We start from the raw sequence: 24,130 nt of genomic DNA, 5'->3' as shown, positions 1-24,130 counted from the left end.
TCTCCTTAAGGCTCAGTCATGGAACGGCGCGACTTCCAGGCGCCGGCCCAGCAGGAAGGCGTCGGCGACCAGTTGCAGCGGGGCGAGGTCGACATCCGATCCCCCCGTCTCAACCAGCTCGACGAAGCGTTTGTAGATGTTGCGATATTCCGCCTCGGGCTGCGCGCTCAGCACCTGCCCGTCGAGCGAGAGTTCGGCTCCACCCTTGGCAAGCAGCAGTGTGCCCCGGTCAGTGTCGACCTCGATGTCCCAGCTTTGCGGCCCGGTCTGCAGGAAGTCGAGATCGGCCTCTACCTTCAGCCCGTCCGCATCCGCGAAAGCGACGGTGGCGGCGATGGGCGCGGCGCAGTTGGAGGGGAAGGACAGGTCCCCCCCGGTGACGAACACCGGACGCGGCAGGATGGTGGTGAGGATCGACAGCGCGTTGATGGCGGGGTCGAACACGCCGAGCCCGCCCGGCTCCCAGATCCAGCGCTGGCCGGGATGCCAGACGCGCACATCCTCCTTCCACGTCACCCGCACCGCGCGCGGCGCCACCTCGGCGAGGAAGGCGCGGGCCGGTTCCACCGCCGGGGCGAAGCGCGAATGCCAGGTGGCGAACAAAGTGCGCTCCGAGGCCTGCGCCGCGCTGACAAGCGGGCCGAGCTCGCTCACCGTGGCGCCGGGCGGCTTTTCCAGCAGCACATGCTTGCCCGCCGCAAGCGCCTGCGCCGCGAACGCGTGCCGGCCCTGCGGCGGGGTGCACAGCGCCACCGCGTCGATTGCTTCCCCGCTCGCCAGCAGCTCAGTGAGCGTGGCGAAATGGGCGACGCCGTCGAGCGAGGCGTTGCGGCTGGCGACCGCCACCAGCTCGATGCCCTCCGTCGCGGCGATGGCGGGGAGGTGCTGGTCGCGGGCGATCTTGCCGAGGCCGACAAGGGCGAGGCGGATCGGGCTCATGGGCGGGCCTCCCCGGCGGTTTCCGGCGCGCCGTCGACGAGGCGCGGCAGGCCGAGCGGATTGCCCGTCTGAACGGCGGCGGGCAGCAGTGCGTCCGGCAGGTCCTGGTAGCAGACCGGGCGCAGGAAGCGGCGGATGGCGAACGTGCCGACCGAGGTGGAGCGCGGGTCGGAGGTGGCGGGGAACGGCCCGCCATGCACCATGGCGTGGCAGACCTCCACGCCCGTCGGCCAGCCATTGGCGAGAATGCGCCCGGCCTTTTCTTCCAGCACCGGCAGCAGCCGGGCGGCGAGGGCGTGGTCGGCGGCGTCCAGTTGCAGCGTCGCGGTGAGCTGGCCTTCAAGAGCGGCGGCCACCGCCGCCATGTCAGCCTCATCGGCGCAGCGGATCATCAGTGAGGAGGCGCCGAACACTTCGTGCGACAGCACCGGCTCGCGCAGGAAGGCGGCGGCGTCGGTCACGAACAGCGCCGGGCGGCAGGCATTGACGCCGCCCTCGCCGCCATGGGCGAGCGCGCTGACATCAGGCTGCTCCGCCAGCGCCGCGACGCCCTTAGCATAGGCGCCGGCAATGCCCGGGGTGAGCATGGTCGCGGCCGGAGCGGCGGAAACCGCCGTGGCGGCGGCCGCGATGAAGCGGTCCAGCGCCGGGCCGGCCATCGCGATGACGAGGCCGGGATTGGTGCAGAACTGGCCGGCGCCCATGGTGAGCGAGCCGACGAAGCCGGTGGCCAGCGCCTCAGCGCGCGCGTCCAGCGCGGCGGGCAGCAGGAACACCGGGTTGATGCTGCTCATCTCGGCGAAGACCGGGATCGGCTCGGGCCGGTTGGCGGCGATGCGGCACAGAGCGAGCCCGCCGCCGCGCGAGCCGGTGAAGCCCACCGCCTTAACGCGCGGATCGGCCACCAGCGCGGAGCCGAGTTCATGCGACGTGCCGGTGAGCAGCGAGAACACGCCTTCCGGCAGGCCGGCTTCGGCAACCGCCGCGCGGATGGCGCGGCCGACCAGTTCCGACGTGCCGGGATGGGCGGGATGACCCTTGACGATGACCGGGCAGCCCGCCGCCAGCGCCGAGGCGGTGTCGCCGCCGGCGACCGAGAAGGCCAGCGGAAAATTCGAGGCGCCGAACACCGCCACCGGCCCGAGGCCGATATGGCGCAGGCGCAGATCCGCGCGCGGCAGCGGCGTGCGCGCGGGCAGGGCGCTGTCGAGGCGCGGCTCGTCGGCTCCGCCCGCCCTCACCCAGCTGGCGAACAGCCGGAGCTGGCCGGTGGTGCGGGCGCGCTCGCCGGTGAGCCGGGCGACGGGCAGGCCGGTCTCGCGCGCCGCACGGGCGATCAGCGTGTCGCCGAGCGCCTCGATATGGGCGGCGATGGCGTCGAGAAAGGCCGCGCGCACCTCCGGCGTCGTGGCGCGGTAGAGCGGATAGGCCGCGGCAGCCAGCGCCGCCGCTTCCGCCACCTCGGCCGGGCCGGCCTCAAAAAAGGCCGGTTCCAGCGCGGTGCCGGTGGCGGGATCGATCGCCTCGAACGTCGCCGCGCCGGTGAGGTCGCGGGACCCGAGAAGAGCGGCTCCGGTAAGGTCGGTCATGTCCATCGCGCTCACTTACCCCACCTCAATACCAGCGGATCGAGCCGGCGGGCAAGTTCGAGCAGGCCGGCCCGCGTCGCCGGATGCACCGGCGGCAGCGGCGCGCGCAGCGTGTCATGCTTGATGACCCCGCCTTCCTGCATCAGGATCTTGGCGGTCGCAAAGCCCGCCTGCCGGTTCTCGTAATTGATCAGCGGCAGCCAGCGCTGATAGGCGTCGAGCGCGGCCTCGCGGTGCCCGGCGAAATAGGGGTCGATGATCTGACGGATGCCATCGGGGAAGCCGCCGCCGGTCATGGCGCCGGTGGCCCCGGCATCGAGATCGGCCATCAGCGTGATCGCCTCCTCGCCATCCCACGGCCCGACGATGGACTCCCCGCCGGCCTCGATCAGCGCCCGCAGCTTGTTCGCCGCCTGCGGCACCTCGATCTTGAAATAGGCGAGGTTCTCGATCTCCTGCGCCATCTTCGCGAGGAACGGCACGGAAAGCGGCGTGCCGGCGACGGGCGCGTCCTGCACCATGATCGGAATGTCGATGGCGTCGGACACCGCCTTGTAGAAAGCGTAGATCGAGGCTTCCGGCACACGGAAGGTCGCGCCGTGATAGGGCGGCATCACCATCACCATCGCCGCGCCCGCCTCCTGCGCCCGGCGCGAACGCTCGGCGCAGATATGGGTGGCGAAATGGGTGGTGGTGACGATGACCGGCACCCGGCCCGCCACATGATCCAGCACCGTGGTCATGACAAGATCACGCTCGTCATCGGCCAGCACGAACTGCTCGGAGAAATTGGCGAGGATGCACAGGCCGTGCGAGCCCGCATCGATCATGAAGTCGATGCAGCGCTTCTGGCCGTCGAGATCGAGCCGGCCCTCGGCGTCGAACACGGTCGGCGCGACCGGGAACACGCCCTTATACGGGCCGGCGGCGGAAAGGCGGGTCATCCTGCACCTCAGTGATTGTCGCGGGGAACGGGCGAACCCGAACCCCCGACCAGAAAGTCGAAATCCGCGCCGCGGTCGGCCTGCAGCACGTGGTCGATGTAAAGCCGTTGATAGCCGCGCGCGGCGTGCGGCTCCGGCGGCACCCAGGCGGCGCGGCGGGCGGCCATCTCCTCCGCGCTCACATGCAGGTGCAGCGAGCGGGCGGGCACGTCGAGGGTGATGAGATCACCGTTGCGGACCAGCGCCAGCGGCCCGCCGGCGGTGGCCTCCGGCGCGACATGCAGCACCACGGTGCCATAGGCAGTGCCGGACATGCGGGCATCGGAAATGCGGATCATGTCGCGCACGCCCTCACGCAGTAGCTTCGCGGGAAGGGGCATGTTGCCGACCTCGGCCATGCCCGGATAGCCCTTCGGGCCGCAATGCTTGAGCACCATGATGCAGGAGGCGTCGATGTCCAGCGCCTCGTCATTCACCGCGTGGTGCATTTCCTCGACGCTTTCGAACACCACGGCACGGCCGGTGTGCTGCATCAGTTCCGGCGAGGCGGCGGAGGGCTTGATGACCGCGCCGTCCGGGGCGAGGTTGCCGGTGAGGATGGCGATGCCGGCTTCCGGCTTGAACGGCGCCTCGAAGGGGGTGATGACCTCGGGGTTCCAGTTCGGCGCCTTCTCGACATTCTCCCACAGGGTGCGGCCATTCACCGTGCGGGCGTCCTTGTTCAGCAGGCCGCGCTCGCCCAGCGCCCGCAGCACCGCCGGCAGGCCGCCGGCATAGTAGAAATCCTCCATCAGGAAGCGGCCCGACGGCATCAGGTCGACGAGGCAGTGAATGTCGCGGCCGAGCCGGTCGAAATCCGCTAGCGTGAGATCGACACCGACGCGCCCGGCGAGCGCGAGCAGATGCACCACCGCATTGGTCGAGCCGCCAATGGCGGCCAGCGCCCGGATGGCGTTCTCGAACGCTTCCCGCGTCAGGATGTCGGAGGGTTTCAGGTCCTCGTGCACCATGTCGACGATGCGCCGTCCGGCCATGCGGGCCAGCAAATTGCGGCGGGCGTCGACGGCGGGAATGGCGGCGTTCTCGGGCAGGCCGATGCCGAGTGCTTCCACCATCGAGGCCATGGTGGAAGCGGTGCCCATGGTCATGCAGGAGCCCGACGAGCGGTTCATGCCCGCTTCCGCCTCATGAAACTCCGCCATGGTGATCTCGCCGGCACGCAGCTGCTCGCTCATCGAGATGATGTTGGTGCCGGAGCCGATGATCTGGCCGCGGTAATTGCCGCGCAGCTGCGGCCCGCCGGAGACGCCGATGGCCGGCAAATCGGCGGAGGCCGCTCCCATCAGCAGCGCCGGCGTGGTCTTGTCGCAGCCCATCAAGAGCACCACGCCATCGAGCGGGTGCGCGCGGATCGCCTCTTCCACATCCATCGAGGCGAGGTTGCGAAAGAGCATGGCGGTGGGGCGCATCGTCACCTCGCCGAGCGAGGAGACGGGGAACTCCAGGGGATAGCCGCCCGCATCCAGCACGCCGCGCCGCACATGCTCGGCGAGGTCGCGGAAATGGATGTTGCAGGGGGTGAGTTCCGACCAGGTATTGCAGATGCCGATCACCGGGCGGCCGTCGAAACGGTCCTGCGGCTGGCCGGAATTCTTCAGGAAGGAGCGGTAATAGAACCCCATCTTGTCCTGCCGGCCAAACCAGGCCTGACTACGCAAAGGCTTCTTGTTGTCGTTGGTTGATCCGTCATCGCTCATTTCGGCACCCGGTCAGCCCGCCGCGCCGTGGCGGCGCAGGCCGTTGAAAATCACATTGGTCATGGCGGCGGCGGCGGCCTCCGCATCGGCATCGGCGATCGCCTCGACGATGCGCTCATGCGCGGCCACGGCGATGTCGTGCTCGCGCGCGTCGGCAGGGGCGGAGAGCACGAAGGAGGCGCGCAGCGCCGCCTCGATCACCGCGCCGACCGAGCGCATGAACGGGTTGCCCGAGGCGGTGGCCACTTCCACATGCAGCGTCAGGTCGGCCTCGGCGAAGCCTTCGGAGGCGCCGGGCTCGTCCTTCATCTGCGCGACGGCGCGGCGCATCACCGCGAGCTGTTCCGCGCTGCGGCGCTCGGCGGCCAGCGCGGCGGCGCGCGGCTCCACCGCGAGGCGGATTTCCGAGAGATCGCGCAGGAAACGCTTGTCGATGCCGGCATCGAGATGCCAGGCCAGTACGTCGGCGTCGAACATGTTCCAGGCGGCGCGCTCCCGCACCACCGTGCCGACGCGCGCTTTGGTGGAGAGCAGGCCCTTGGCCACCAGCGTCTTCACGCTTTCCCGCAGCACCGGCCGCGACACGCCGAAGAGCAGCGTCAGCTCGGCATCGCCCGGCAGCTTGGCGCCCTCGCCATAGCGGCCGGCGATGATGTCGATGCCGATGGTCCGCGCCACTTCCGCATGGTTGGAATGCGAGCGGCGCGTGGGGATGACGATGATCTGCGAGGTGTTGGGCGAGGTTTTGGGCGCGCTCATGGATGGGCTCCGGCCGGGGCGCGCCGCGAACGACGGGCCAGATGCAGGGTGAGCTGCTGGAAGGCGATGAATGCGAACAGCAGCAGGCCGGTGGCGATCTTGGCCCACCAGCTCGACAGCATGCCGTCGAAGCTGATGTAGGTCTGGATCAGGCCCTGGATCATCACGCCCAGGAAGGAGCCGAAGATGAAGCCGTACCCGCCCGAGAGCAGCGTGCCGCCGATCACCACCGCCGCGATGGCGTCGAGTTCGACACCGACGGCGGAGAGCGAATAGCCCGAGGAGGTGTAGAGCGAGAACACGATTCCCGCGAGCCCGGCGAGCACGCTGGAGAGGGTGTAGATCAGCACCGTGGTGCGCGCGACATTGATGCCCATCAGCCCCGTCGCAGTGCGCGAGCCACCCAGCGCATAGACATTGGCACCGAAGCGGGTGAGGTGCAGCAGCACCATGCCGGCGAGCACGACGGCGATCATGATCATCGCCGGCACGGTGAGGCGCGCGCCGCCCTCGAAGCGGAAGGCATGGTCGGAGAGGTGGGCGTAGAGATCGGCGGTGATGGGGAGCGATTCCGTCGACAGGAGGAAGCTCGCCCCCCGCGCCAGGAACATGCCGGCCAGGGTGACGATGAAGGCCGGCAGTTCGAAATACTGGATGATCGCCCCCATACAGGCGCCGAACAGCGCGCAGAGCACGAGGATGAGCGCGAAGGCGGCGAGCGGCGGCACGCCCCAGCGCTCGATGGCCAGCGCGAGGAACACGGTGGTGAAGCCGATGACCGAGCCGACCGAGAGGTCGATGCCGCCGGAGATGATGACGAAGGTCATGCCCACGGCGACGATGACGAGGAAGGCGTTGTCGGTGAGCAGGTTCATCACCACCCGCAGCGAGGCGAAGTTGGGGTAGATGAGCGAGCAGACGACAAATCCGGCAAGGAATACCGCAGCGGTGGCGAGCACCGGCGTCAGCCGGCCAAGGGAGCGGATCATCGGCGCGGGCCTCCGGATTTCGCGCGGCTGAACAGCACGCCGAGCCCGGCCAGCGCACCGCCGAGCCGGGGCGACTGGGCGAGCAGCACGGCGAGCACCACCACCGCCTTCACCACCAGATTGGTCTCCGGCGGAAAGCCGGACAGCAAGATGCCCGTGTTCATCGCCTGGATGATGAGCGCGCCGACCACGGCGAGCAGGATGGAGAAGCGCCCGCCGAACAGCGAGGTGCCGCCGATCACCACGGCGAGGATCGCGTCGAGTTCCAGCCACAGCCCGGCATTGTTGGCGTCGGCGCCGAGAATGTCGGCGCTGGCGACGATGCCGGCCAGCGCGGCGCACAGGCCGCTCCACACATAGACCGCGACAGTGATGAGGCGGGTGCCGATGCCGGCCAGCGCGCTGGCGCGGGGATTGCCGCCCGTGGCCTCGATCATCAGCCCGAGCGCGGTGCCGCGCACCACCAGCAGCGTCAGCGCCATCATGCCGAGCGTCAGCACGACCGGCGTCGGCAGGCCGAGCACCGACCCGCCGCCGAGAAAGGCGAGCTGCGGCGAGGTGAATGTGACGATGCGTCCCTCGGTGATGAGCTGGGCGATGCCGCGCCCCGCCACCATGAGGATCAGCGTCGCGACAATGGGCTGGATGCCGAGCACGGCGACGAGAAAGCCGTTCCACAGCCCGCAGAGCAGCCCGGCGCCGAGCGCGGCGGCGATCACGACGGGGAGGGCGTGACTGTCGGCGAGGCTGGCGGCGATGGCGCCGCAAATCGCCATGACCGCGCCGACCGAGAGATCGATGCCGCGCATGGCGATGACCAGCACCATGCCGATGGACAGCAGCGCCACCGGCGCGCCGCGGTTGAGCACGTCGATCAGGCTGCCGAACAGCCGCCCGTCCTGCACGCGGATGTCGAAGAATTGCGGCGAGACCATCCAGTTGGCGAGCAGGATCACGCCGAGCGCGAGGAGCTGAGAGGTGCCGAGACGGGGAAAGCGCATGGCCATGGTCCGCCCCTCACGCTGCCGCCGGCGGGGCGGCGGGCGCCTCGGCAATGGCGGCGAGGATGGAGGCCACGTCGATCTGCTCTCCGCCGAGCCGGGCGACATGGGCGCGGTCGCGCAGCACGATCACCTCGTCGGCATAGGTGACGAGCTCTTCCAGCTCGGAGGAAACGACCAGCAGCGCCATCCCCTCCGCGCACAATTCGCGGATCAGCCGGATGATCTCGGCATGGGCGCCGACATCGATGCCGCGCGTCGGCTCGTCGAGGATCAGCAGGCGCGGGGCGGTGGCGAGCCAGCGGGCGAGCAGCGCCTTCTGCTGATTGCCGCCCGAGAGCAGGCCGATGGGCCGTTCCGGGTCCGGCGGGCGGATGTCGAGCAGGCGGATGAACTTCGCCGCAATGGCGTCCTGCTCGCGCCGCGACAGCGGGGCGAGCGCGCCGCGCCGGGCCTGCAGCGCCAGCACGATGTTCTCGCGCACGGTGAGATCGGCGACGATGCCCTCGGTCTTGCGCTCCTCCGGGCAATAGCCGAAGCCGAGCGCCATGGCCTCGCGCGGCGAGCCGATGGACACGGCGTGGCCGCCGACTTCCGCCGTGCCGCAATCGGCACGGTCGGCGCCGAAGACGAGCCGCACCGTCTCCGTCCGCCCCGAGCCCAGAAGCCCGGCGAGGCCGACGACATGGCCGGCGCGCAAGGTGAGGTCGAAGGGGGCGACCATGCCCTCCTTGCCGAAGCCGCGAAAGGCCGCGACCGCGTCGGCGGGGGCGTCCTCCGTGCGCGGCGGGCGCTCGGTCGTCGCCTCGCTCAGCTCGCGCCCCAGCATCAGCCGCACCAGATCGAGCCGCGGCATCTCCGCGATGGGGGCGCTGCCGGCGAGGCGGCCATTGCGCAGCACGGTGATGCGGTCGCAGATGGCGTAGACCTGATCGAGGAAATGGGTGACGAAGACGATGCCGATGCCGCGCGCCTTGAGCTGGCGCATCACCGCGAACAGCACCTCGACCTCATGCGCGTCGAGGCTGGCGGTCGGTTCGTCGAGAATGAGCACGCGGGCCGACTGGTCGACCGCGCGGGCGATGGCGACGATGTGCTGCACGGCGACGGAATAGCTCTCCAGCGGCGCGGCGACGTCGATGGACAGGCCGAACTCGGCGAGCAGGGCGCGGGCGCGCCGGCGCATCTCGCCCTCGCGCACCAGGCCGAAGCGGGTCGGCTGGCGGCCGAGAAACAGGTTCTGCGCCACGGAAAGGTTGGGCGCGAGATTGACCTCCTGATAGACGGTGGCGAGCCCCATGCGCACCGCCTCTTCGGCCGAGCGCGGGGCAATCTCGACGCCGTCGAGCGCCATGGTCCCGGCATCGCGCGCCACCACGCCGGTCATGGTCTTGATCAGGGTGGACTTGCCGGCGCCGTTCTCGCCCAGCAGCGCGTGAATCTCGCCCGGACGCAGGGTGAAGTCGACGCGGTCGAGCGCCACGAAGCCGGCAAAGGACTTTGAGAAGCCGGTCACGGTCAGCAGCGGGCGCGGGGACGTTTCGGTGGCGTGCATGACGGCCTCGGAAGCGGCGGGAAAGCGGCGCGAGCCGGCCGGAGGAAAAGCCGGCCCGCGCAGGGCAGGGGCTGCGGGCGAGGACCGCAGCGGCACCTGCTCAGTAGCCGAGGTCCTTCTTGGATTCGTAGACCGCCATCGGGTTGTCGGCCTGGGTGTAGAGCTTGGATTCGGTCTGGATCCACTTCGGCGGCACGGTGCCCTTTTCCTTATAGGCGATCACCGCGTCGAAGGCGGGGCCGGCCATGTTGGGGGTCAGTTCCACCGTGGCATTGGCCTCACCCGCCGCCATGGCCTTGAAGATATCCGGCACGGCGTCGATGGAGACGGTGAGGATTTCCGTGCCCGGCTTCAGCCCGGCTTCCTTCATCGCCTGGATGGCGCCGACCATCATGTCGTCATTATGGGCGTAGACGGCGCAGATGTTCTTGCCGCCGCCTTCCGCCTTGATGAAGCTCTCCATCACTTCCTTGCCCTTGGCACGGGTGAAGTCGCCGGTCTGGCTGCGGACGATCTTGACGTTGGAGGCGCCGGCGATGCCGTCCTCAAAGCCCTTCTTGCGGTTGGTGGCGACGGAGGCGCCGACCGTGCCCTGAAGCTCCACCACATTGCACGGCTTGCCGGCGACGGTCTTCACCAGCCATTCGCCGGCAACCTTGCCTTCATGCACGCTGTCGGAGGTGACGGCGGTGAGATAGAGCTCCTTGCCGGAGGGGTCGATGTCGCGGTCGAGCAGCACGACCGGGATCTTCGCCTCCTTGGCCTCCTTCAGCACCGAATCCCAGCCGGTGGCGACCACGGGCGCGAGGAAGATGGCGTCCACGCCCTGGGCGACGAAGGCGCGGATCGCCTTGATCTGGTTTTCCTGCTTCTGCTGGGCGTCGGCGATCTTGAAATTGATGTTCCGCTTCTTGGCCTTGGCCTTGGAAACGGTGGTCTCGGCCGCGCGCCAGCCCGATTCCGAGCCGATCTGCGAGAAGCCGATGGTCATGTCGGCGGCCTGCGCGCCGACCGAGAACAGCGCGCCGGACACGGCGGACGCGAGCAGCAAGGCCCTGAAATTCATTGGCGTTTCTCCCGTGAGGTAACACCGTCGCGCCACTTGCGGGCGCTTGCCGGCCGGGAATCTATGCCACAGTCTTTCGAGACTGAATAGTCATACTGTTTGACTTTTTAACACGCGCGCGGACCGGCTCCGCGCGCCGGTGACGGCGCCTCTCCCAGCCCGCAAAGACGAAGCGATAACGAGCCGCACCGCTTGTCCGTAGAACTGCTTAGGCGCCGGCAAAACCAGCCTGGCGCAAGCCCCGGCCCGAACCTTGCGCGCTTCCTGGACGCAAAGGGGCCTGGTGCCGGTGAACATCCATTCCATTAAATTCAAGATCATTTCGCTGTCCGCCGTCTGTGTGCTGACGGCCACCGGCGCGCTTGTCGGCTATGGCATCTATTCCGCCGCCCAGACCTCGAACTACGTTTCGGGCAGCGTCGAAAATCTTCTCGAACGCCTCAGCCAGGAATCGCTGCAGCGGCTCGCCTCCACCCAGGCCGGCATCGTCCAGACCGAGGTCGATTCCGCCTTCAACGCCGCCCGCAACATGGCGCGCGCGCTGGAAGTGGTGGCGAGCAAGCCGGATGTCGCGGGCTCGCCGCTGGAGCAGCGCCGCGCGCAGCTGAACGCCGTGCTGCTCGGCGTGCTTAAGGACAATCCGCGCTTTAACGGCACCTACAGCGCCTGGATGCCCGGCGCGCTCGACGGCGACGACAGCCGCTTCATCGACCGCAAGGATATCGGCTCCGACGCCACCGGCCGGGCGCTGCCCTATTGGACACGCGATGCCGACGGGCGGATCGCGCTGCAGCCGCTGGTGGAATATGACAGCCGCGACCTGCACCCTAACGGGGTGATGAAGGGCGGCTGGTTCATCGGCCCGCAGACCGACGGCAAGGAAAGCATCCTCGCGCCGCTGCCCTATATCGTTCAGGGCAAGCCGGTGTTCCTCGCCACAATGTCGGTGCCGATCACGCTGGGCGGGGTGTTCGCCGGCGTCGCCGGCGCCGATTTCGACCTCTCCTTCGTCCAGACCCTCGCGGAAAAGGTCGATGCCTCGATCTATGACGGCAAGGGGACGGTCTCCATCGTCACCAATGCCGGGCTGGTGGTCGCCTCCAGCGCCAAGCCGCAGGCGATCGGCGGCGCGTTCGACGCCATCGAGCCGGACGCGGCCAAGGACATGACCATTCTGCGCGAGGGCCAGTCGGCGGTGAAGGTCGACGCGGCGCAGGACGTGCTCAAGGTCTATGCGCCGATCGCGCTCGGGCGGACCGGCGCCAGCTGGTCGCTCATCATCACCGTGCCGCAGGCGCTGGTCATGGCGGAAGCGATCCACCTGCGCGACGCGCTGGACGAGCGCGCCGGCATCGACCTGTTCTGGCAGATCGTGTCGGCCATCGGCGTCACCGTGCTGGCGCTGATCGCCATGGCCTTTGTCGCCAGCGGCGTCTCCGGGCCGATTTCCCGCCTCACCGCCGCGCTGCGTCGCATGGCCTCGGGCGAGCATGTCGCCGAGATCGCCGGCGCCAACCGCAAGGACGAGATCGGCGACATTTCCCGCGCCGTCGACCAGATCCGCCTCGGCATCGAGGAGAAGGCCCGCCAGCAGGCGCTGGATGTCGAAGCCAACCGGCTGCGGCAGGATGAGGAGCGGCGGGCGACCATGCTTCGCCTCGCCGAGGGCTTCGAGAACGCCATGGGCGAGGTGGTGAACGGCGTCGGCTCGGCCTCCACGCAGATCTCGGGCGCGGCGCAGACCATGACCTCCGCCACCGCGCGCGTCGCCGGGGAAACCGGCACGGCGGCAGCGGCCTCCGAGGAAGCCGCGTCCAATGTGCAGACAGTCGCCTCGGCGGCGGAGGAGCTGGCCTCCTCCATCGCCGAGATCAAGCGGCAGACCGACGATTCCGCGCGGGTCGCGGCGATGGCGGCGAGCGAGGCGGACTCCACCGCCACCAAGGTGCGGGCGCTGTCGGTCGCCGCCGGCAAGATCGGGCAGATCATCGACCTGATCCGCAACATCGCCGGCCAGACCAATCTGCTCGCGCTCAACGCCACCATCGAAGCCGCGCGTGCCGGCGATGCCGGCAAGGGCTTCGCGGTGGTGGCCTCCGAGGTGAAGCAGCTGGCCGAACAGACCGCGCAGGCGACGGCGGAGATCGAAACCCAGATCACCGAGATCCAGGCGGCCACCGCCAGTTCTTCCACCGCCATCGTGGTCATCACCGATGTGATCGGGCAGATCAACAACATCGCCGGCACCATCGCCGTCTCGGTCGAACAGCAGGGCGCCGCCACGCGCGAGATCGCCCAGAATGTGAGCCGCGCCTCGCAAGGCACGGAACAGGTGGCGAGCAATATTCTCGGCATCAACAACGCCGCCTCCGACTCCACCCGCGCCGCGACGCAGGTGCAGGACGCCGCCGCCACACTCGCCCAGCAATCCCGCACCTTGCGGTCGGTGATGGACGAGTTCCTGGAGACGGTCCGCGCCGCCTGAGCCCGCGCCGACCCGCCCGGTGTCTCCACGGACCGGGCGGGAACGGGCGGGGGACCGGGAAGTTGTTCCCTCAGCCAAGCTACTTTGGCAGGAGGAACGCCATGAAACTGTTCGCAAATACCGCAATTCTTAGCCTTGCCGGGGTGCTGACCCTCGGTGCCGGCGCCGCCGTCGCCGGCCCCTGCACGGACCGCCTCACCCAGCTGGAGAAGAAGGTCTCCGCCAGCGACGCCGGCTCCGGCCCGACCAATCTGCCGGCGGCCGGCACCACTGCCCCCGATGCGGCCACGCCGCGCGCCGGCGAGGCGCCGGGGACCGGCGGCACCACCGGCATGAACGAGACGCTGGCCGGCAAGGCCGCTTCGCCCGCCGATGTCCGCGCCCAGACCTCGGGCCAGAAGACGGCGGCGGAAGGCGGTGCCACCACCGCCGACCAGCTCGACGGCGCCATGAAGCGGGCGCGCATGGCCGACGCCGCCGGTGACGCGGCTGCCTGCGGCAAGGCGCTCGACGAGGCGGAAAAGCTGATCCCGGGCTAAAAGCGAAACGGCCGCCTCCACGGGAGGCGGCCGAACTGTTTGCGCGCGAGGGGACGGGCAGCGTCAGAGCGCCGGCCCGTCGATCACATCCCCGGCGCCAAGGGTGAGCGGGCGCGGGCTGCCGGCCTCGCCCATCTTGCGCAGCGCCGCCGCCTCGATGCGCGGGCGGTGCTGCTCGAACCGGGCGAGCCGGTCGGCGCGACTGGCGAGCGGGCTGTTCTCCAGCCGCTCCAGCGCGTCCCAGCCGACGAGGCATTCGACGATGTCGTCGTCGCCCCGAAAGAAAAACCGGATCACCTTCTGGTCGGTAACATCTTCCGCTGGCTTGGCCGAATGATGAAGTGTCATGACTACCTCCTTGCTGACAAGGACAACCCGGCAGGACGGTAGAAGTTCGCAGGCACTTCGGCGCGCATGCGGCTTTAGATCACGTTAGCGAATATTGGCCATCATGCCCCCACAATGGCATTTCATATCCAGATGCCTCGGGCACGGAATGAGAACGATGCGATGATTTCGCCAACCGACGTGACGCCAACCGACGTGACGCCAACCGACGTGACACGGCGGATCGCCGAGACGGTGGAGGCCCGCCTTGGCCGCATCGACAGCCGCGATGTCGGCATCTATCCCGTCGAGGCGCTGGGCGACGCGCCAAACTGGGCCGCCCGCATCGCGAAATCCACTGGCGGCGGCCCGGCCTACCGGCAATGGCGGCACGACCAGCTGCGCGCCGCCGTCCATGCGGTGCAGCGCGAGATGCCACGCATCAACTGGGAAGGGTGAGCGGGGCTGCGAGTGCCGAGCTGAAAGCTCGGCTCGAAAGATGAGAGTGCGTTGAGTGCCTCGGAGGGATTTGCTACATGTATCTCAGGCATGTAGCTGGGCACAATTCATGAGGCCTTCGGCCATCAAGGCGCTTGGACTGGCGGACTTTGCCGTCGTGTTGTCACGTTGGCTGATATCCGTCCTTGTCGTTTTTATGATAGTAAGTTTCTACAGATTTTATTTCAAACAAGACCGAACGCTTATTGAAGCCCTACTAATTCCAACAGCTTTTTTTGTTCCTATCGTCACGATCCTTTCGCCGATCCTTACATTGACGACGTTGCTTCAGAGGCCACTCTTGAAAGTAGAGTATCGATCAATAAAGTCATGGAAAGATATGAAAGAATTCAATCGACGCATATTGGATGCCTAGCGCCGGACAGCGACCGGATATTCGGCACGAGAATGGTTATCTCGGAGAGATAGCGCCCATCGGCAGGGCGATCAGATTGCGCGGGCTGGTGCCGACCTTGATGCGGCCGAGCAGGGCGCTGGTGCCGATATCGATCACCACCACCTCGTCCTCCGCCCAGTCGACCGCCGCCGCGCGGGTGGGGGAGGCCACCGCGATGCCCTCGGGAAAGCTGCCGAGCCGGGGCTGCTCCGGTGCTATCGCGCGGGTGCCGGCATCCAGCACGGCCAGCCGGCCGCTCTGCTGGTTGCTCACCAGCACGCGGCTTCCATCCGGCGTCACCGCCACCCCATAGGGCATGAGCCCGATCTTGACCCGAGCGATCTCGCGCGGCGCGGCGCCGGTGTCGAGGATGGAGAGATCGCCGCTCTGCACATTGGCGACATAGAGCCGGTCACTGGACGGCGAAAGCGCCAGAGCGAAGGGCGCGCGTCCCACCGGCACGGTGGCGACACGGCTCATATCGGCGACCCGCACCACGCTGACCTGATTGCTTTCGCGGTCGGCGACATAGGCGAGGGCGCCGGCCGCATCCAGCACCAGCCCCGCCGGCGCCTTGCCGATCGCCACGCGGCCGGTCTCGGCGCCGGTGGCGGCATCGAGCCGGATCAGGGCGTCGCCGCTCCAGTCGCTGACCAGAAGGGCACGCCCGTCCGGGGTGACGGCGATCCCGAACGGCTCCAGCCCGGCCTTGAACGTCGCCGTCACCCGCCGCGCCGCGAGGTCGATGCGGCTGACGAGGCTGAGATCGGGATGGGTGACGTAGAGCGTCGCCCCATCCGGGCTGGCGGCGAGGCCGGCGGGCACGGCGGCGACGCCGATCACCGCCCGCACGGCCCGCGCGTCGATATCGACCAGCGCCACCTCCGCCGCCTTCTGCGACACCACCGCCATCAGCGGGGAGGGCGGCTCGGCCCGCGAAGGGCCCGCCGCGAAGGGCACAGCAAGCGTGGAAACGGCGAACGCAAGCACGGCGCGGCGGGAAGCCGCCCCCGCCCTCACCGCGCCCCCCCCCGCGCGCCGCTCATTTGCCGGTCACCTTCGCCTGAAGCCCCTTGAGGCCCTGCTTGATGAAATCGGTCATCGCCGCCACGGCGGCCTCGTCATTGCGGTCCTCCGGCGGCTCGTTGGTGGTGTCGGCGCGGTAGAAGCGGGCATCCCACGTCACCAGGCTGCCGGCGCCATCCGGCTTCACCTCGATGGTCTGGGTGTAGAAGCTGACCGGGATCGCCTCGGCATTCTCGGTGAGCAGGCGATAGGAGATGCGGTGGGCGGCGGGGTCGATCTCGTCCAGCCCCTCCTTGATCTCACCCTTCTCCAGCGTCACCACGCGCTCGGCGCCGGAGGCGTCGCCGCCGGTGGCCTCCAGCTTTTTCACCAGCGGATGCCACTCGCCGAGGCTGCCGAAGCGGGAGAGCACGGCCCACACCGCCTCCGGCGGGGCGGCGATCACCAGCGTCTCGTCGGCCCTCTGGGGCGTCGGCCCATGGGCGAGGGCCAGAGCCGGGGCGAGGAGCAGCAGGCAGAGCGCAAACGCACGTCGTTGAAGCATGGTCGTGTCCTTTAGCGGGTGGGAAGGCGGTCGGGGCGCCGCGAGGTGGTGGCACCGAGGCCGAAGAGCAGCGCGAGGCAGAACAGCGCCAGCGCGGCGGGGATGGCGGCCGTGTCGACGCGCATCTCCACCGGGCGCGGCCGCGTGTCGGCCTCGACGGCGGCGATGAGCCCGCCGCCGGCGCCCAGCGCGAGGAAGCCGAGCCCGGTCTGGGCGGCGAGCGCGCGCAGATGCTCCTCGCGCATCGCGCTCAGATGCTCCGTCCCGGTGGCGGCCTCCCCGCCCCAGGGGGCGTTGCGCGGATTCCAGCCGGCGCGCGAGGCGGCATCCTCCGGCGGCGGACCCATGCGGTTTTCCTGCGGCACGTCCTGCTCCTCGTAGAAGCCGACCTCGCGCCCGTCCTGATCGAACTTCGGGATCGGGGAGGGGTCCGCGCCGCCAATGCCGACAAGGAGCCCGGCCACCTCGCCGGGCTTGCCGTCGAAGCTCGGCAGGGCGCCACCGGGCAGGGGTGGGGCCTCGTGCCCATCGGTCATGAAGATGAGGTCGGCCTTGAGCCCGGCGGCCAGCTCGAGGCCCGAATGCACGCCGCGCGCGACATAGCTGTCGCCCTCCCAGGCCATGCGCCAGTCGAGATCGTCGATGGAGCCGGCGATGGCGGCGAAATTGCCGCAGACTTCCGCCGGCTCGAACAGCAGGAAGCTGCGCCGCTCGGTGAAGATGGCGAGGCCGAGACGCGAGCCGCAGGGCAGGCCGGCGAGGATGTCGCGCGCCGCGCCCTTGGCGGCGGCGAGGCGGGTGGCGGGGCGCCCCTCGCTCAGCGCGTCGCGGACATTCATGCTGCCGGTCACGTCGACCACCACCAGCACGTCGCGCACGGTGCCGGTCTGGACGATGCGCGGGGCGAACAGCGCGGCGAGGATGGCGAGCAGCGCCGCCAGCAGCAGCCAGAACCGCCAGTCCCGACGGTGGCCGAGGCCATGGCTGGTCGCTGCGCGCCCCCTCATGGCAACCCCCGCGGCAGGCCGGGAAGGTCGGTCCACAGCTTCTTCACCGCCTCGGGCGGGAGTTCCTCGCCCTCCAGCTCGATCTGCGGAAAGTCGCGCACCAGCCGCATGGCGATGTCGAGATTGTATTTCGCGTCCCAGAAGCCGGGATCGAGGGTGAGGGCGCGGCGGTAATTGTCCTTGGCGAGCCGCACCAGCGGAATGGCAGGGTCGATGCGGTTGGATTCGAGATGGTTGAAAGCCACCCGCAGCCGGGCATTGGCCATGTCGTAGAGCGCGGCGACGGCGAGGCGCCGGTCCGCCCCGCCGGCGAGCTGGTTGAGCAGCGGCTGCGCCTCGTCCAGCCGGTCGCGCGTGGCGAGGAAATGCAGCCGGGCGAAAACGAGTTCCGGCGGGTCCTCGGCGCTGATGGCGAGGTCATGGCCGGCATTGAGCGACGCGATGAGGCCGTTGTCGCGCTCGACCACGATGAGCCGGGCGCCGAGCCAGGAGGCGGCGGCGAGACTGGCGAACAGCACGGTCCCGGTGGCGAACAGCGCCAGGCGTCTCAGCCTCATGCGGCCCTCCTCAGATCGGCGGCGGGAAGCGGCGTCGCGCCTGCCAGCCGGCGGCCCGCCGGGCGCAGCTGCCGCTCGGCCAGCTTGGCGGCCAGCAGCAGCGCCACGGCGAGGGCGGCGACGAGAAAGGCCGGGCGGGCGAGATCGCGGCGGGGAATGCGCTCGGCATAGCGGATCGGCCGGGTTTCCTGCCGGTCGATCTCGGTGATCGCCTGCGCCACCGCTTCAGGGCTGGTAGCCTCGAAGGCGCGGTAGGGCAGTCCGAGGCTCTGCAGGAACAGGTGGAGATGCCGCTCCGGATTGGCCTGCGCGGAATCATCGCCCGAGGCCGGCACGTCGTAAATGCCCTGCGCCCCGCGCGTGCGCAGGAACAGCCAGTAGAGATGCAGCGGCGTGCGTGCCGCCGCGTCGCGCAGCGCCTCCTGCACCCGGCGGTCGATCAGCGCCGCGCCATCCGACACCAGCAGCACGGCGCGCGAGGCTTCGTCCGTGTCGTCGGCGAAAGAGGAGAAGGCGAGCGCCAGTCCGCGCCCGACATCGGTGAAGGCGAGGCCCGGCCGGTCGATGGCGTCGATCGCCGCGTCCACCACCTCGTGATGATCGGTCAGTGGCAGCACCGGCATGGGCGAGGTGGAGAAGGCGGCCACCGCGATGCGGTCATGCGGGCGGCGGGCGACGAACTCCGCCAGCAGGCGCTTGGCGGCGGCGGATTTCGATTCCTGGTCGCCGGTGGGGGCGCGGCCGGCGAAGCTGTTATCCATGCTGGAGGACCGGTCGAGCAGCAGCACGAGATGCGCGCCGGTGCCCTCGCGCTCGACGCTCTGCTCGCGCCGGTGCAGGCCGGCGAGCCCGAGCACCAGTGCCACCATGGCCACGACGCCGGCCAGCCGCAGGCCCACGCCCATGATCCGCGACAGAGGATCGTCCGGGATCAGGCTCGTGGCGGCGATGCCGCGCCGGCGGAAGGGGGTGGCCAGCAGCGGCAGCACGGCGAGCAGCAGCAGCGCCAGCATGGCGGGGTGATCGACGCCCCAGCCGCGCGTCAGCCCGTCCCAGACGGCGCCGGCGGCGTTCATGCCGTGCCCCGCTCGACCGCGCGCAGCCGGCGCGCCAGCGCCACCAGCTCGGCCGGCGGCAATTCGCGCTGCGCCCCGGCGGGGTCGGCACCGAAAAAGGCGCGGCGGGAGGCAGCGAACAGGCGGCGCACCTCCGCCTCCGCCGTTCGGAAGGCGGCGTGGCGCTCGAAGAAGCCGGGCAGGTCCTCGGCGAACACACCCTTGCCGTCGGTGGCATCGAAGGCCCGGTGCAGCGTCTGCAGCGCGCGGGTGTAGCGCGGGTCGGCCAGCGCGGGATCGCCCGCCGGCGCGGCCAGCCCTGACGGTATCGCCCGCGCCGCCCGCGCGAAGGGGCGCGACCGGCGGTGGCCGAACGGTCCCCAGCCCATCTGCCAGGCGAGGAGCAGAAGGGAGAGCAGCGCCACGCCGAGCGCGAGCAGCAGCCCACGCGTCAGCGGCGCCGTGGGCAGCGGACGCGGGGCGATGTCCGGCCGCAGCGCCATGGCCGGGCCCGGCCCAGTGGCGACGATCTCGCGCAGCGGCGACATGAGGAACGACCAGCTCGGCACGTCCACCGCCACCCGCCGCTCGCCATCGACGGCGAACAGGGCGACGGCGGGGATGGTGAGCCGGCGCGGCTCCAGCGGCGCATAGAAGGTCTGGTAGACGAGGTCGAGCGTGTAGCGGTGGACGCCCTCACGGACGCCCCTGTCCTTCACCCGCACATCCCTGAGGTCGAGCCAGTAATTGAGCGCGCGCGGGGTGGGCAGCGAGGCGGAATCGAGCACGAAAGGCGCGTCGAGCGCGATCTCGGCCGTGAGGGTGAGCGTGTCGCCGATGACATGGCCGAAGCTGCGCGGGGCGTAGAGTTCCACGCCGCGCAGCTGGGCGAGGGCGGGGGCCGCCGTCAGCGCCAGCACACTCAGGGTCGCGACGAGGCGGGCAAGCCGGCGCATTTAGCCCTCCATCAGCCGCTGGGCCAGCGCGTCGGTGTCGAGCGCGTCCTTGAGTCCAACCGGGCGCAGGCCACGACGGGCGAACAGCGCCGCCAGCGCCGCCTGCCGCTCGCGCGCCGCGCGCAGCCAGCGGGCGCGCAAGGCCGGGCGCATGAAGACGAGCCGTGCCGCGCCGGTCTCCAAATCTCCGAGTTCGATCAGCCCCCAGCGCGGCAGGTCTTCTTCCACCGCGCCGTCGCGCAGCACGACGGGGACCACATCGTGCCGCCACAGCGCGTCGAGCAGGCGCTCGATCTCGGCCGCCGGCATGAGGAAATCCGACACCAGAAACACCAGGGAACGACGCCCCGGCAGGCGGCCGGCGGCCTCGAACAGGCCGGCCGCACCGGCGCCGCGGGGTTGCGCCGCCATCAGCCGCTCGCGCACCTCCGCCTCCAGTCCGCGCCGGCGCGACAGCGTCAGGCTGGCGGCCTCGTTCACCGCTTCGTCGCAGCCGAACAGCGCGAAAGTGTCGCCGGAGCGCACGGCGGACAGCGCCAGCAGCGCGCCGAGTTCCGCCACAGGACCGGCCACCGCCGCGCCGAAGCGCATGGAGCCGGAGAGATCGACCAGCATCGCCACCGGCACGGCGCGGCGCGGCGCAAACTGCCGCACATGCAATTCGCCATAGGGATCGCGCAGCGAGACGCGCAGGTCGATGCGGCGGGGATCTGGCTGTCGCAGCAGCGAGACATGGCGGCGGAACTCACCCTCCGCGCCCTCGCCCCGCCCGGGATGGGCGCCGGGAAAGATGCCCTCCGGCCGCCAGCGCAGGCGATAGGGAAGCGGGCGCAGATCGTCGGCGGTCGGCGTGTCGCGCGGCGTCGCCGTCATGGCGCCGGCACCCGTTCGAACACGCCGGCGATGAGCGCGGCGACGATGGGTTCGCGGCGCATCTCGTAGACCGGATCGGTGAAGATGCGGTGCGCCATGACTTCGGGAAACACGGCGCGCAGATCCTCCGGCACCACCATGTCGCGCCCTTCCAGCCACGCCCGCACACGGGCGGCACGGATGAGGTAGCTCATGCCGCGCGGGCTGGCGCCGCCCTGCACCACCCGGTCCATCGACACGCCCTCGATGGTGAGGCCGAGCGCGCCGGGATGGCGCACGCCTTCCCACAGCGCCAGCGTGTAGGCTTCCAGCGCCGGGCTGGTGCGCACGCCGATCTGGATGGCGCGGGCGACGGTGCCGAGCGCCTGCGGGTCGAGCACGCCGCTCTCCACATCCATCAGCAGCGCGTCGACATCGTGGAAGCGCGGATCGAACACCAGCGCGCGCCGGGCTTCCTCCGCTTCCGGCATCGCCACCTGCACCTCCATCAGGAAGCGGTCGCGAGCGGCGGCGGGCAGTTCGAAGGTCTCCTCGCGCTCCACCCGGTTGCGGTCGGCGAAGACCTGCACATGCGGGAAACGGTATTCGCGGTTGAAGGCCGAGACCGAGCGCTCCGCCATCAGCCGCAGCAGCAGCGAATGCACCTGGGGGCGGGCGCGGTTGATCTCGTTGAAGAAGAAGATGGAGAGGTCCTCACCCTGGCGCAGCAGCGGGCCGGGGTCGATGCGCGGCTTGCCGTCCTCGCCGAGATGGGCATGGTAGACGAGATCGCCCGGCATCAGGTCGATCGTGCCCTCGATGCGCTCGAAGGCGCCGCCGATGGCGCGGGCCATGGCCCGCAGCAGCGTGGTCTTGCCGACGCCGACATCGCCTTCCAGCAGCACATGGCCGCGCGCGAAGGTGGCGATGGTCAGCAGGCGGATGACCCGTTCCTGCCCCAGCACCACCTTGCCGATCTCGCGCTCGAAGCGCAGCGCGTGGGCGTGCCAGTCCGCCAGCACGGAATCGGGATCGCGGACGAGATGCATGGGGGGAGCCTCTCAGGCGGCGGGCGCGGGCCGCTTGTGCCGGAAAAGGGCGCGGCCCACGCCGGACGGAGGGGACCCCGCCCGGCGTCGGCCGCGCCAGTTGCCCACAAACCGGGCGGCTTGCCCGGAGGATCGCGGGGCGGACAGGAGAATATCGTCCGCCCGCAAGTGGGTTCTCGAAGAACAGAGCCGTGCGGCCGGGGGGTCAGTTCGGGATCTTGCTCACGTCGTAGACCCACTTGCCGGTCTTCTCGAAGTTGGCGACGCGCTGGGCGTTGCGCGCTTCCATCGCCTTGATCGATTCCGACTGCTTGTTCAGTTCCTTGGGATCGTGCTTGGGATCGTATTTGGAGCCCGCCACCTTGTCGGGATAGCCGGGCTTGGGTTCCCAGCAATTGCCGGGCGCCTTGCAATTGGTGCCGTCATAGGCGCTGGCGCCGCCCACCAGAGCGAGGGACAGCACGCCGGCGCCGGCGAGGGTCATGGCGAAGGTGAGGCTGCGGTCGATGATGCTCATGTCAGTCTCCTGGTCGTTTTCCACCCGTCATCAACCGACCGGTTCAGCCGGCCGGCCCGCCGCACGCCGCGGGCAGCTCTTCGGCTGGCTCAACGTGCTTGGCGTTCGCGTCGAAGGGCTTGAACTTGCTGCGCTGCTCATCGGTGAGCCACACGGCGCCCTTCGGATCGTCCTTGTAGAGATGCCGGACCCAGGCCATGGCGAGCAGCATCTCGTTCATGTTCAGCGCGCCATACATCGGGCCCATCTGGCCGTTGGCGCCGCCGAAGATCGTCTCGAACAAGCCCTGGTCGGTCTCGTTCTTGGGGTAGGTCCAGTAGGAATCGTTGAGGCCGGGGCCGATCTTGCCCTCGCCATAATGGCCGTGGCAGCCCGAGCACATGGACAGGAAGATCTCGTGCGCCTTGGGCAGGCAGACGGGGTCTTCGTTGTAGATGTTCTTGCCCGTCTCCAGGAAGACCTTCACCGCCTTGGTGTCGCGTCCCTCTTCCGGCGCCTCGGACAGGTCGAGCGGCTGCCCGGTGACGGTGTTACTGAGCATGATCGCGGCACGGGCACCGAACCCGACCACACCGGCTCCGAGCGCTCCGGCGAGCAGCAGCGTAGCCGCCTTCTTGGTGAAAATCGTCTTCGTCATCGAATCTTGTTCACATCCAGAGATCAGGGGCGCACCGCGGCCCGGCAGACACGCGGTGCGTCGGAGGCCATGGTCAGGTATTCGGCTCAAGCAGCGGAATGCCTTCCTGGGTGAGGATCTGCTCGATCTGCGGGCGCGCCTTCTCCAGCGCTTCGTTGATCTGCTTGACCAGTTCCGGGTCGTTCTTGCGCACGCCGATGGCCTGGTCGTAATGCATCGGGATCGGCGCATCGTTCGGCCGGTCGATGTCCTTGGTGATCACCGTGATCCGCAGCGGGGTGGACGACGCTTTCACATAGCGCGCCACCTCGGGCGCGAAGGCGATGCCGACATCGGCCTCGCCGCTGGCGACCTCGGAGACGATGCGGTCGCCCGGCACCTGGACCCACTGGTTGCGGCGGGATTTGAAATTGACCAGCGAATACATGTAGGCCGCGTTGTCCTCGAACCGGCCGATGCGCTTGAGCATGGTCTCGGCGGGCGAATAGAAGCGCACCGCGAAACGGGCCTGGTCCTTGATCTGCTGGTCTTCCCAGTCGCTGGCGGTGATGTTGCGGTCGGCCTTGGTCACCAGCACATAGCCGGTGCGGTAATAGGGCTTGGAGGCGAGCACGCGCTCGTCGCCGACATCGACGCCCATCACGACGTCGCAGTTGTTCTTGTCGAGCTGGTCGCGCACGAGATAGATGCCGGGCTGGTCGGTGCGCACGAAGACCGGCTTGCGGCCCATGGCCTGCGCCAGCACGATGGCGATGCGGTCCTCGAAGCCGCTATTGTCGGCGGCGGAGAACGGCGCTTCGGCGTTCGAGGCGCAGATGCGCAGCTCGTTGGGATTGCGGCCGGCGGCCTTGTCGGCCTCGACGGTCGCGGCGCGGGCGAGCCCGGCAAAGGCAAAACCGGACAAGGCGAGACCGGCGGCAAGGGCGAGCCGGCTGACGACCTGTCGTGTGGACATCGGGGAGCCCATGGCGAGTCCTCCTGGACGGGATTTCGGGTGCGGAAGGTGCTGTGAGGCAGGGGCGGGCAGGGGACGCGGCACCGGCAGTGAGCCCTTGTCGGCGCGCGTCCCCTTTCCCTAGGCGACC

Annotated in this window: 24 protein-coding genes; 3 read left to right on the top strand and 21 right to left on the bottom strand. The window is 69.5% G+C overall.

From position 1 onward, the window contains the following. Nucleotides 1-12: 12 nt before the first annotated feature. The 9 genes from K9D25_RS15465 to ytfQ all read right to left on the bottom strand — a co-directional run bounded on the left by K9D25_RS15465 (nt 13) and on the right by ytfQ (nt 10,599). Nucleotides 13-939, bottom strand: a complete 927-nt coding sequence (locus K9D25_RS15465) for a Gfo/Idh/MocA family protein (protein ID WP_244376505.1) — start codon at nt 937-939, stop codon at nt 13-15. Next, nucleotides 936-2,534: an aldehyde dehydrogenase (NADP(+)) gene (locus K9D25_RS15460; RefSeq protein ID WP_432207952.1), complete on the bottom strand. Its 1,599-nt coding sequence runs from the start codon at nt 2,532-2,534 to the stop codon at nt 936-938. The genes K9D25_RS15465 and K9D25_RS15460 overlap by 4 nt, the downstream gene beginning before the upstream one ends. 5 nt (nt 2,535-2,539) lie before the next feature. After that, nucleotides 2,540-3,472, bottom strand: a complete 933-nt coding sequence (locus K9D25_RS15455) for a dihydrodipicolinate synthase family protein (protein WP_244376504.1) — start codon at nt 3,470-3,472, stop codon at nt 2,540-2,542. Between the two features lie 8 nt (nt 3,473-3,480). Next, the gene (locus K9D25_RS15450) at nt 3,481-5,229 is read right to left on the bottom strand and encodes an IlvD/Edd family dehydratase (RefSeq protein ID WP_244376502.1); all 1,749 of its coding nucleotides are present in this window, start codon (nt 5,227-5,229) and stop codon (nt 3,481-3,483) included. A 12-nt stretch (nt 5,230-5,241) separates the two neighbouring features. Beyond that, nucleotides 5,242-5,988, bottom strand: a complete 747-nt coding sequence (locus tag K9D25_RS15445) for a FadR/GntR family transcriptional regulator (RefSeq protein ID WP_244376500.1) — start codon at nt 5,986-5,988, stop codon at nt 5,242-5,244. After that, a complete protein-coding gene (gene yjfF / locus K9D25_RS15440) occupies nt 5,985-6,977 on the bottom strand; it encodes a galactofuranose ABC transporter, permease protein YjfF (protein WP_244376499.1) in 993 nt (330 codons plus the stop codon). Before yjfF ends, K9D25_RS15445 begins: the two co-directional genes overlap by 4 nt. Beyond that, entirely contained in the window at nt 6,974-7,984 is a 1,011-nt protein-coding gene (locus K9D25_RS15435; protein WP_244376497.1) for an ABC transporter permease, read from the bottom strand. The genes yjfF and K9D25_RS15435 overlap by 4 nt, the downstream gene beginning before the upstream one ends. A 10-nt stretch (nt 7,985-7,994) precedes the next feature. Beyond that, nucleotides 7,995-9,533, bottom strand: a complete 1,539-nt coding sequence (locus K9D25_RS15430; RefSeq protein WP_244376496.1) for a sugar ABC transporter ATP-binding protein — start codon at nt 9,531-9,533, stop codon at nt 7,995-7,997. Nucleotides 9,534-9,633: 100 nt separating this feature from the next. After that, a complete protein-coding gene (gene ytfQ / locus K9D25_RS15425) occupies nt 9,634-10,599 on the bottom strand; it encodes a galactofuranose ABC transporter, galactofuranose-binding protein YtfQ (protein ID WP_244376495.1) in 966 nt (321 codons plus the stop codon). A gap of 289 nt (nt 10,600-10,888) precedes the next feature. On the opposite strand from ytfQ, the gene K9D25_RS15420 reads away from it, so the two are divergent. Next, nucleotides 10,889-13,084 (top strand): methyl-accepting chemotaxis protein, encoded by a 2,196-nt coding sequence (locus tag K9D25_RS15420; RefSeq protein WP_244376493.1) that lies wholly within the window; start codon nt 10,889-10,891, stop codon nt 13,082-13,084. Nucleotides 13,085-13,185: 101 nt separating this feature from the next. Continuing rightward, nucleotides 13,186-13,623 carry a hypothetical protein gene (locus K9D25_RS15415; RefSeq protein ID WP_244376492.1) on the top strand — a complete coding sequence of 146 codons (438 nt, stop codon included), beginning with the start codon at nt 13,186-13,188 and terminating at the stop codon, nt 13,621-13,623. 63 nt (nt 13,624-13,686) lie between these two features. On the opposite strand, the gene K9D25_RS15410 is transcribed toward K9D25_RS15415, so the two are convergent. After that, a complete protein-coding gene (locus K9D25_RS15410) occupies nt 13,687-13,971 on the bottom strand; it encodes a DUF1488 family protein (protein WP_244376491.1) in 285 nt (94 codons plus the stop codon). A gap of 162 nt (nt 13,972-14,133) precedes the next feature. On the opposite strand from K9D25_RS15410, the gene K9D25_RS15405 reads away from it, so the two are divergent. Next, nucleotides 14,134-14,409: a hypothetical protein gene (locus K9D25_RS15405; RefSeq protein WP_244376490.1), complete on the top strand. Its 276-nt coding sequence runs from the start codon at nt 14,134-14,136 to the stop codon at nt 14,407-14,409. Nucleotides 14,410-14,860: 451 nt separating this feature from the next. Here K9D25_RS15405 and K9D25_RS15400 read toward each other — a convergent pair whose 3' ends face one another. The 11 genes from K9D25_RS15400 to moxJ form a co-directional block, all read right to left on the bottom strand. Next, nucleotides 14,861-15,835 (bottom strand): YncE family protein, encoded by a 975-nt coding sequence (locus tag K9D25_RS15400; protein WP_244376489.1) that lies wholly within the window; start codon nt 15,833-15,835, stop codon nt 14,861-14,863. A gap of 52 nt (nt 15,836-15,887) precedes the next feature. Beyond that, nucleotides 15,888-16,415, bottom strand: a complete 528-nt coding sequence (locus K9D25_RS15395; RefSeq protein ID WP_244376488.1) for an SRPBCC family protein — start codon at nt 16,413-16,415, stop codon at nt 15,888-15,890. A gap of 11 nt (nt 16,416-16,426) precedes the next feature. After that, a complete protein-coding gene (locus K9D25_RS15390) occupies nt 16,427-17,422 on the bottom strand; it encodes a VWA domain-containing protein (RefSeq protein ID WP_244376486.1) in 996 nt (331 codons plus the stop codon). Beyond that, nucleotides 17,419-17,979, bottom strand: a complete 561-nt coding sequence (locus K9D25_RS15385; RefSeq protein ID WP_244376485.1) for a hypothetical protein — start codon at nt 17,977-17,979, stop codon at nt 17,419-17,421. Before K9D25_RS15385 ends, K9D25_RS15390 begins: the two co-directional genes overlap by 4 nt. After that, nucleotides 17,976-19,055, bottom strand: a complete 1,080-nt coding sequence (locus K9D25_RS15380; RefSeq protein WP_244376484.1) for a vWA domain-containing protein — start codon at nt 19,053-19,055, stop codon at nt 17,976-17,978. The genes K9D25_RS15385 and K9D25_RS15380 overlap by 4 nt, the downstream gene beginning before the upstream one ends. Then, on the bottom strand, nt 19,052-19,990 hold the full coding sequence (locus K9D25_RS15375; protein WP_244376483.1) for a nonribosomal peptide synthetase MxaA: 939 nt from the start codon (nt 19,988-19,990) through the stop codon (nt 19,052-19,054). Before K9D25_RS15375 ends, K9D25_RS15380 begins: the two co-directional genes overlap by 4 nt. Further along, the gene (locus K9D25_RS15370; protein WP_244376481.1) at nt 19,991-20,863 is read right to left on the bottom strand and encodes a DUF58 domain-containing protein; all 873 of its coding nucleotides are present in this window, start codon (nt 20,861-20,863) and stop codon (nt 19,991-19,993) included. Next, the gene (locus tag K9D25_RS15365) at nt 20,860-21,891 is read right to left on the bottom strand and encodes an AAA family ATPase (protein ID WP_244376480.1); all 1,032 of its coding nucleotides are present in this window, start codon (nt 21,889-21,891) and stop codon (nt 20,860-20,862) included. Before K9D25_RS15365 ends, K9D25_RS15370 begins: the two co-directional genes overlap by 4 nt. Nucleotides 21,892-22,096: 205 nt before the next feature. Next, complete coding sequence (locus tag K9D25_RS15360) at nt 22,097-22,375, bottom strand: methanol dehydrogenase [cytochrome c] subunit (RefSeq protein WP_370874079.1); 279 nt, start codon at nt 22,373-22,375, stop codon at nt 22,097-22,099. Between the two features lie 76 nt (nt 22,376-22,451). Beyond that, nucleotides 22,452-23,045 (bottom strand): cytochrome c(L), periplasmic, encoded by a 594-nt coding sequence (gene moxG, locus K9D25_RS15355; protein WP_244376478.1) that lies wholly within the window; start codon nt 23,043-23,045, stop codon nt 22,452-22,454. 73 nt (nt 23,046-23,118) lie between these two features. Continuing rightward, on the bottom strand, nt 23,119-24,000 hold the full coding sequence (gene moxJ, locus K9D25_RS15350) for a methanol oxidation system protein MoxJ (RefSeq protein WP_432207951.1): 882 nt from the start codon (nt 23,998-24,000) through the stop codon (nt 23,119-23,121). Between the last annotated feature and the right edge of the window lie 130 nt (nt 24,001-24,130).

It is taken from the genome of Ancylobacter polymorphus (assembly GCF_022836935.1).
In the GTDB taxonomy this organism is placed as follows: Bacteria; Pseudomonadota; Alphaproteobacteria; order Rhizobiales; family Xanthobacteraceae; genus Ancylobacter; species Ancylobacter polymorphus_A.
The sequence above is the reverse complement of the archived record's forward strand: the minus strand, read 5'-3'. Positions and strand labels throughout refer to the sequence as shown.

Excerpts from the sequence above, each read along its gene's own strand:
- ytfQ (WP_244376495.1), bottom strand. The coding sequence starts at position 10,599 with ATGAATTTCAGGGCCTTGCTGCTCGCGTCCGCCGTGTCCGGCGCGCTG.
- K9D25_RS15365 (WP_244376480.1), bottom strand. The coding sequence starts at position 21,891 with ATGCATCTCGTCCGCGATCCCGATTCCGTGCTGGCGGACTGGCACGCC.
- K9D25_RS15415 (WP_244376492.1), top strand. The coding sequence starts at position 13,186 with ATGAAACTGTTCGCAAATACCGCAATTCTTAGCCTTGCCGGGGTGCTG.
- K9D25_RS15430 (WP_244376496.1), bottom strand. The coding sequence starts at position 9,533 with ATGCACGCCACCGAAACGTCCCCGCGCCCGCTGCTGACCGTGACCGGC.
- K9D25_RS15395 (WP_244376488.1), bottom strand. The coding sequence starts at position 16,415 with ATGCTTCAACGACGTGCGTTTGCGCTCTGCCTGCTGCTCCTCGCCCCG.
- K9D25_RS15410 (WP_244376491.1), bottom strand. The coding sequence starts at position 13,971 with ATGACACTTCATCATTCGGCCAAGCCAGCGGAAGATGTTACCGACCAG.
- K9D25_RS15465 (WP_244376505.1), bottom strand. The coding sequence starts at position 939 with ATGAGCCCGATCCGCCTCGCCCTTGTCGGCCTCGGCAAGATCGCCCGC.
- moxG (WP_244376478.1), bottom strand. The coding sequence starts at position 23,045 with ATGACGAAGACGATTTTCACCAAGAAGGCGGCTACGCTGCTGCTCGCC.
- K9D25_RS15385 (WP_244376485.1), bottom strand. The coding sequence starts at position 17,979 with ATGAGGCTGAGACGCCTGGCGCTGTTCGCCACCGGGACCGTGCTGTTC.
- K9D25_RS15435 (WP_244376497.1), bottom strand. The coding sequence starts at position 7,984 with ATGGCCATGCGCTTTCCCCGTCTCGGCACCTCTCAGCTCCTCGCGCTC.
- K9D25_RS15380 (WP_244376484.1), bottom strand. The coding sequence starts at position 19,055 with ATGAACGCCGCCGGCGCCGTCTGGGACGGGCTGACGCGCGGCTGGGGC.
- K9D25_RS15445 (WP_244376500.1), bottom strand. The coding sequence starts at position 5,988 with ATGAGCGCGCCCAAAACCTCGCCCAACACCTCGCAGATCATCGTCATC.
- K9D25_RS15360 (WP_370874079.1), bottom strand. The coding sequence starts at position 22,375 with ATGACCCTCGCCGGCGCCGGCGTGCTGTCCCTCGCTCTGGTGGGCGGC.
- K9D25_RS15460 (WP_432207952.1), bottom strand. The coding sequence starts at position 2,534 with ATGGACATGACCGACCTTACCGGAGCCGCTCTTCTCGGGTCCCGCGAC.
- K9D25_RS15450 (WP_244376502.1), bottom strand. The coding sequence starts at position 5,229 with ATGAGCGATGACGGATCAACCAACGACAACAAGAAGCCTTTGCGTAGT.
- K9D25_RS15405 (WP_244376490.1), top strand. The coding sequence starts at position 14,134 with ATGATTTCGCCAACCGACGTGACGCCAACCGACGTGACGCCAACCGAC.
- yjfF (WP_244376499.1), bottom strand. The coding sequence starts at position 6,977 with ATGATCCGCTCCCTTGGCCGGCTGACGCCGGTGCTCGCCACCGCTGCG.
- moxJ (WP_432207951.1), bottom strand. The coding sequence starts at position 24,000 with ATGTCCACACGACAGGTCGTCAGCCGGCTCGCCCTTGCCGCCGGTCTC.
- K9D25_RS15390 (WP_244376486.1), bottom strand. The coding sequence starts at position 17,422 with ATGAGGGGGCGCGCAGCGACCAGCCATGGCCTCGGCCACCGTCGGGAC.
- K9D25_RS15455 (WP_244376504.1), bottom strand. The coding sequence starts at position 3,472 with ATGACCCGCCTTTCCGCCGCCGGCCCGTATAAGGGCGTGTTCCCGGTC.
- K9D25_RS15370 (WP_244376481.1), bottom strand. The coding sequence starts at position 20,863 with ATGACGGCGACGCCGCGCGACACGCCGACCGCCGACGATCTGCGCCCG.
- K9D25_RS15375 (WP_244376483.1), bottom strand. The coding sequence starts at position 19,990 with ATGCGCCGGCTTGCCCGCCTCGTCGCGACCCTGAGTGTGCTGGCGCTG.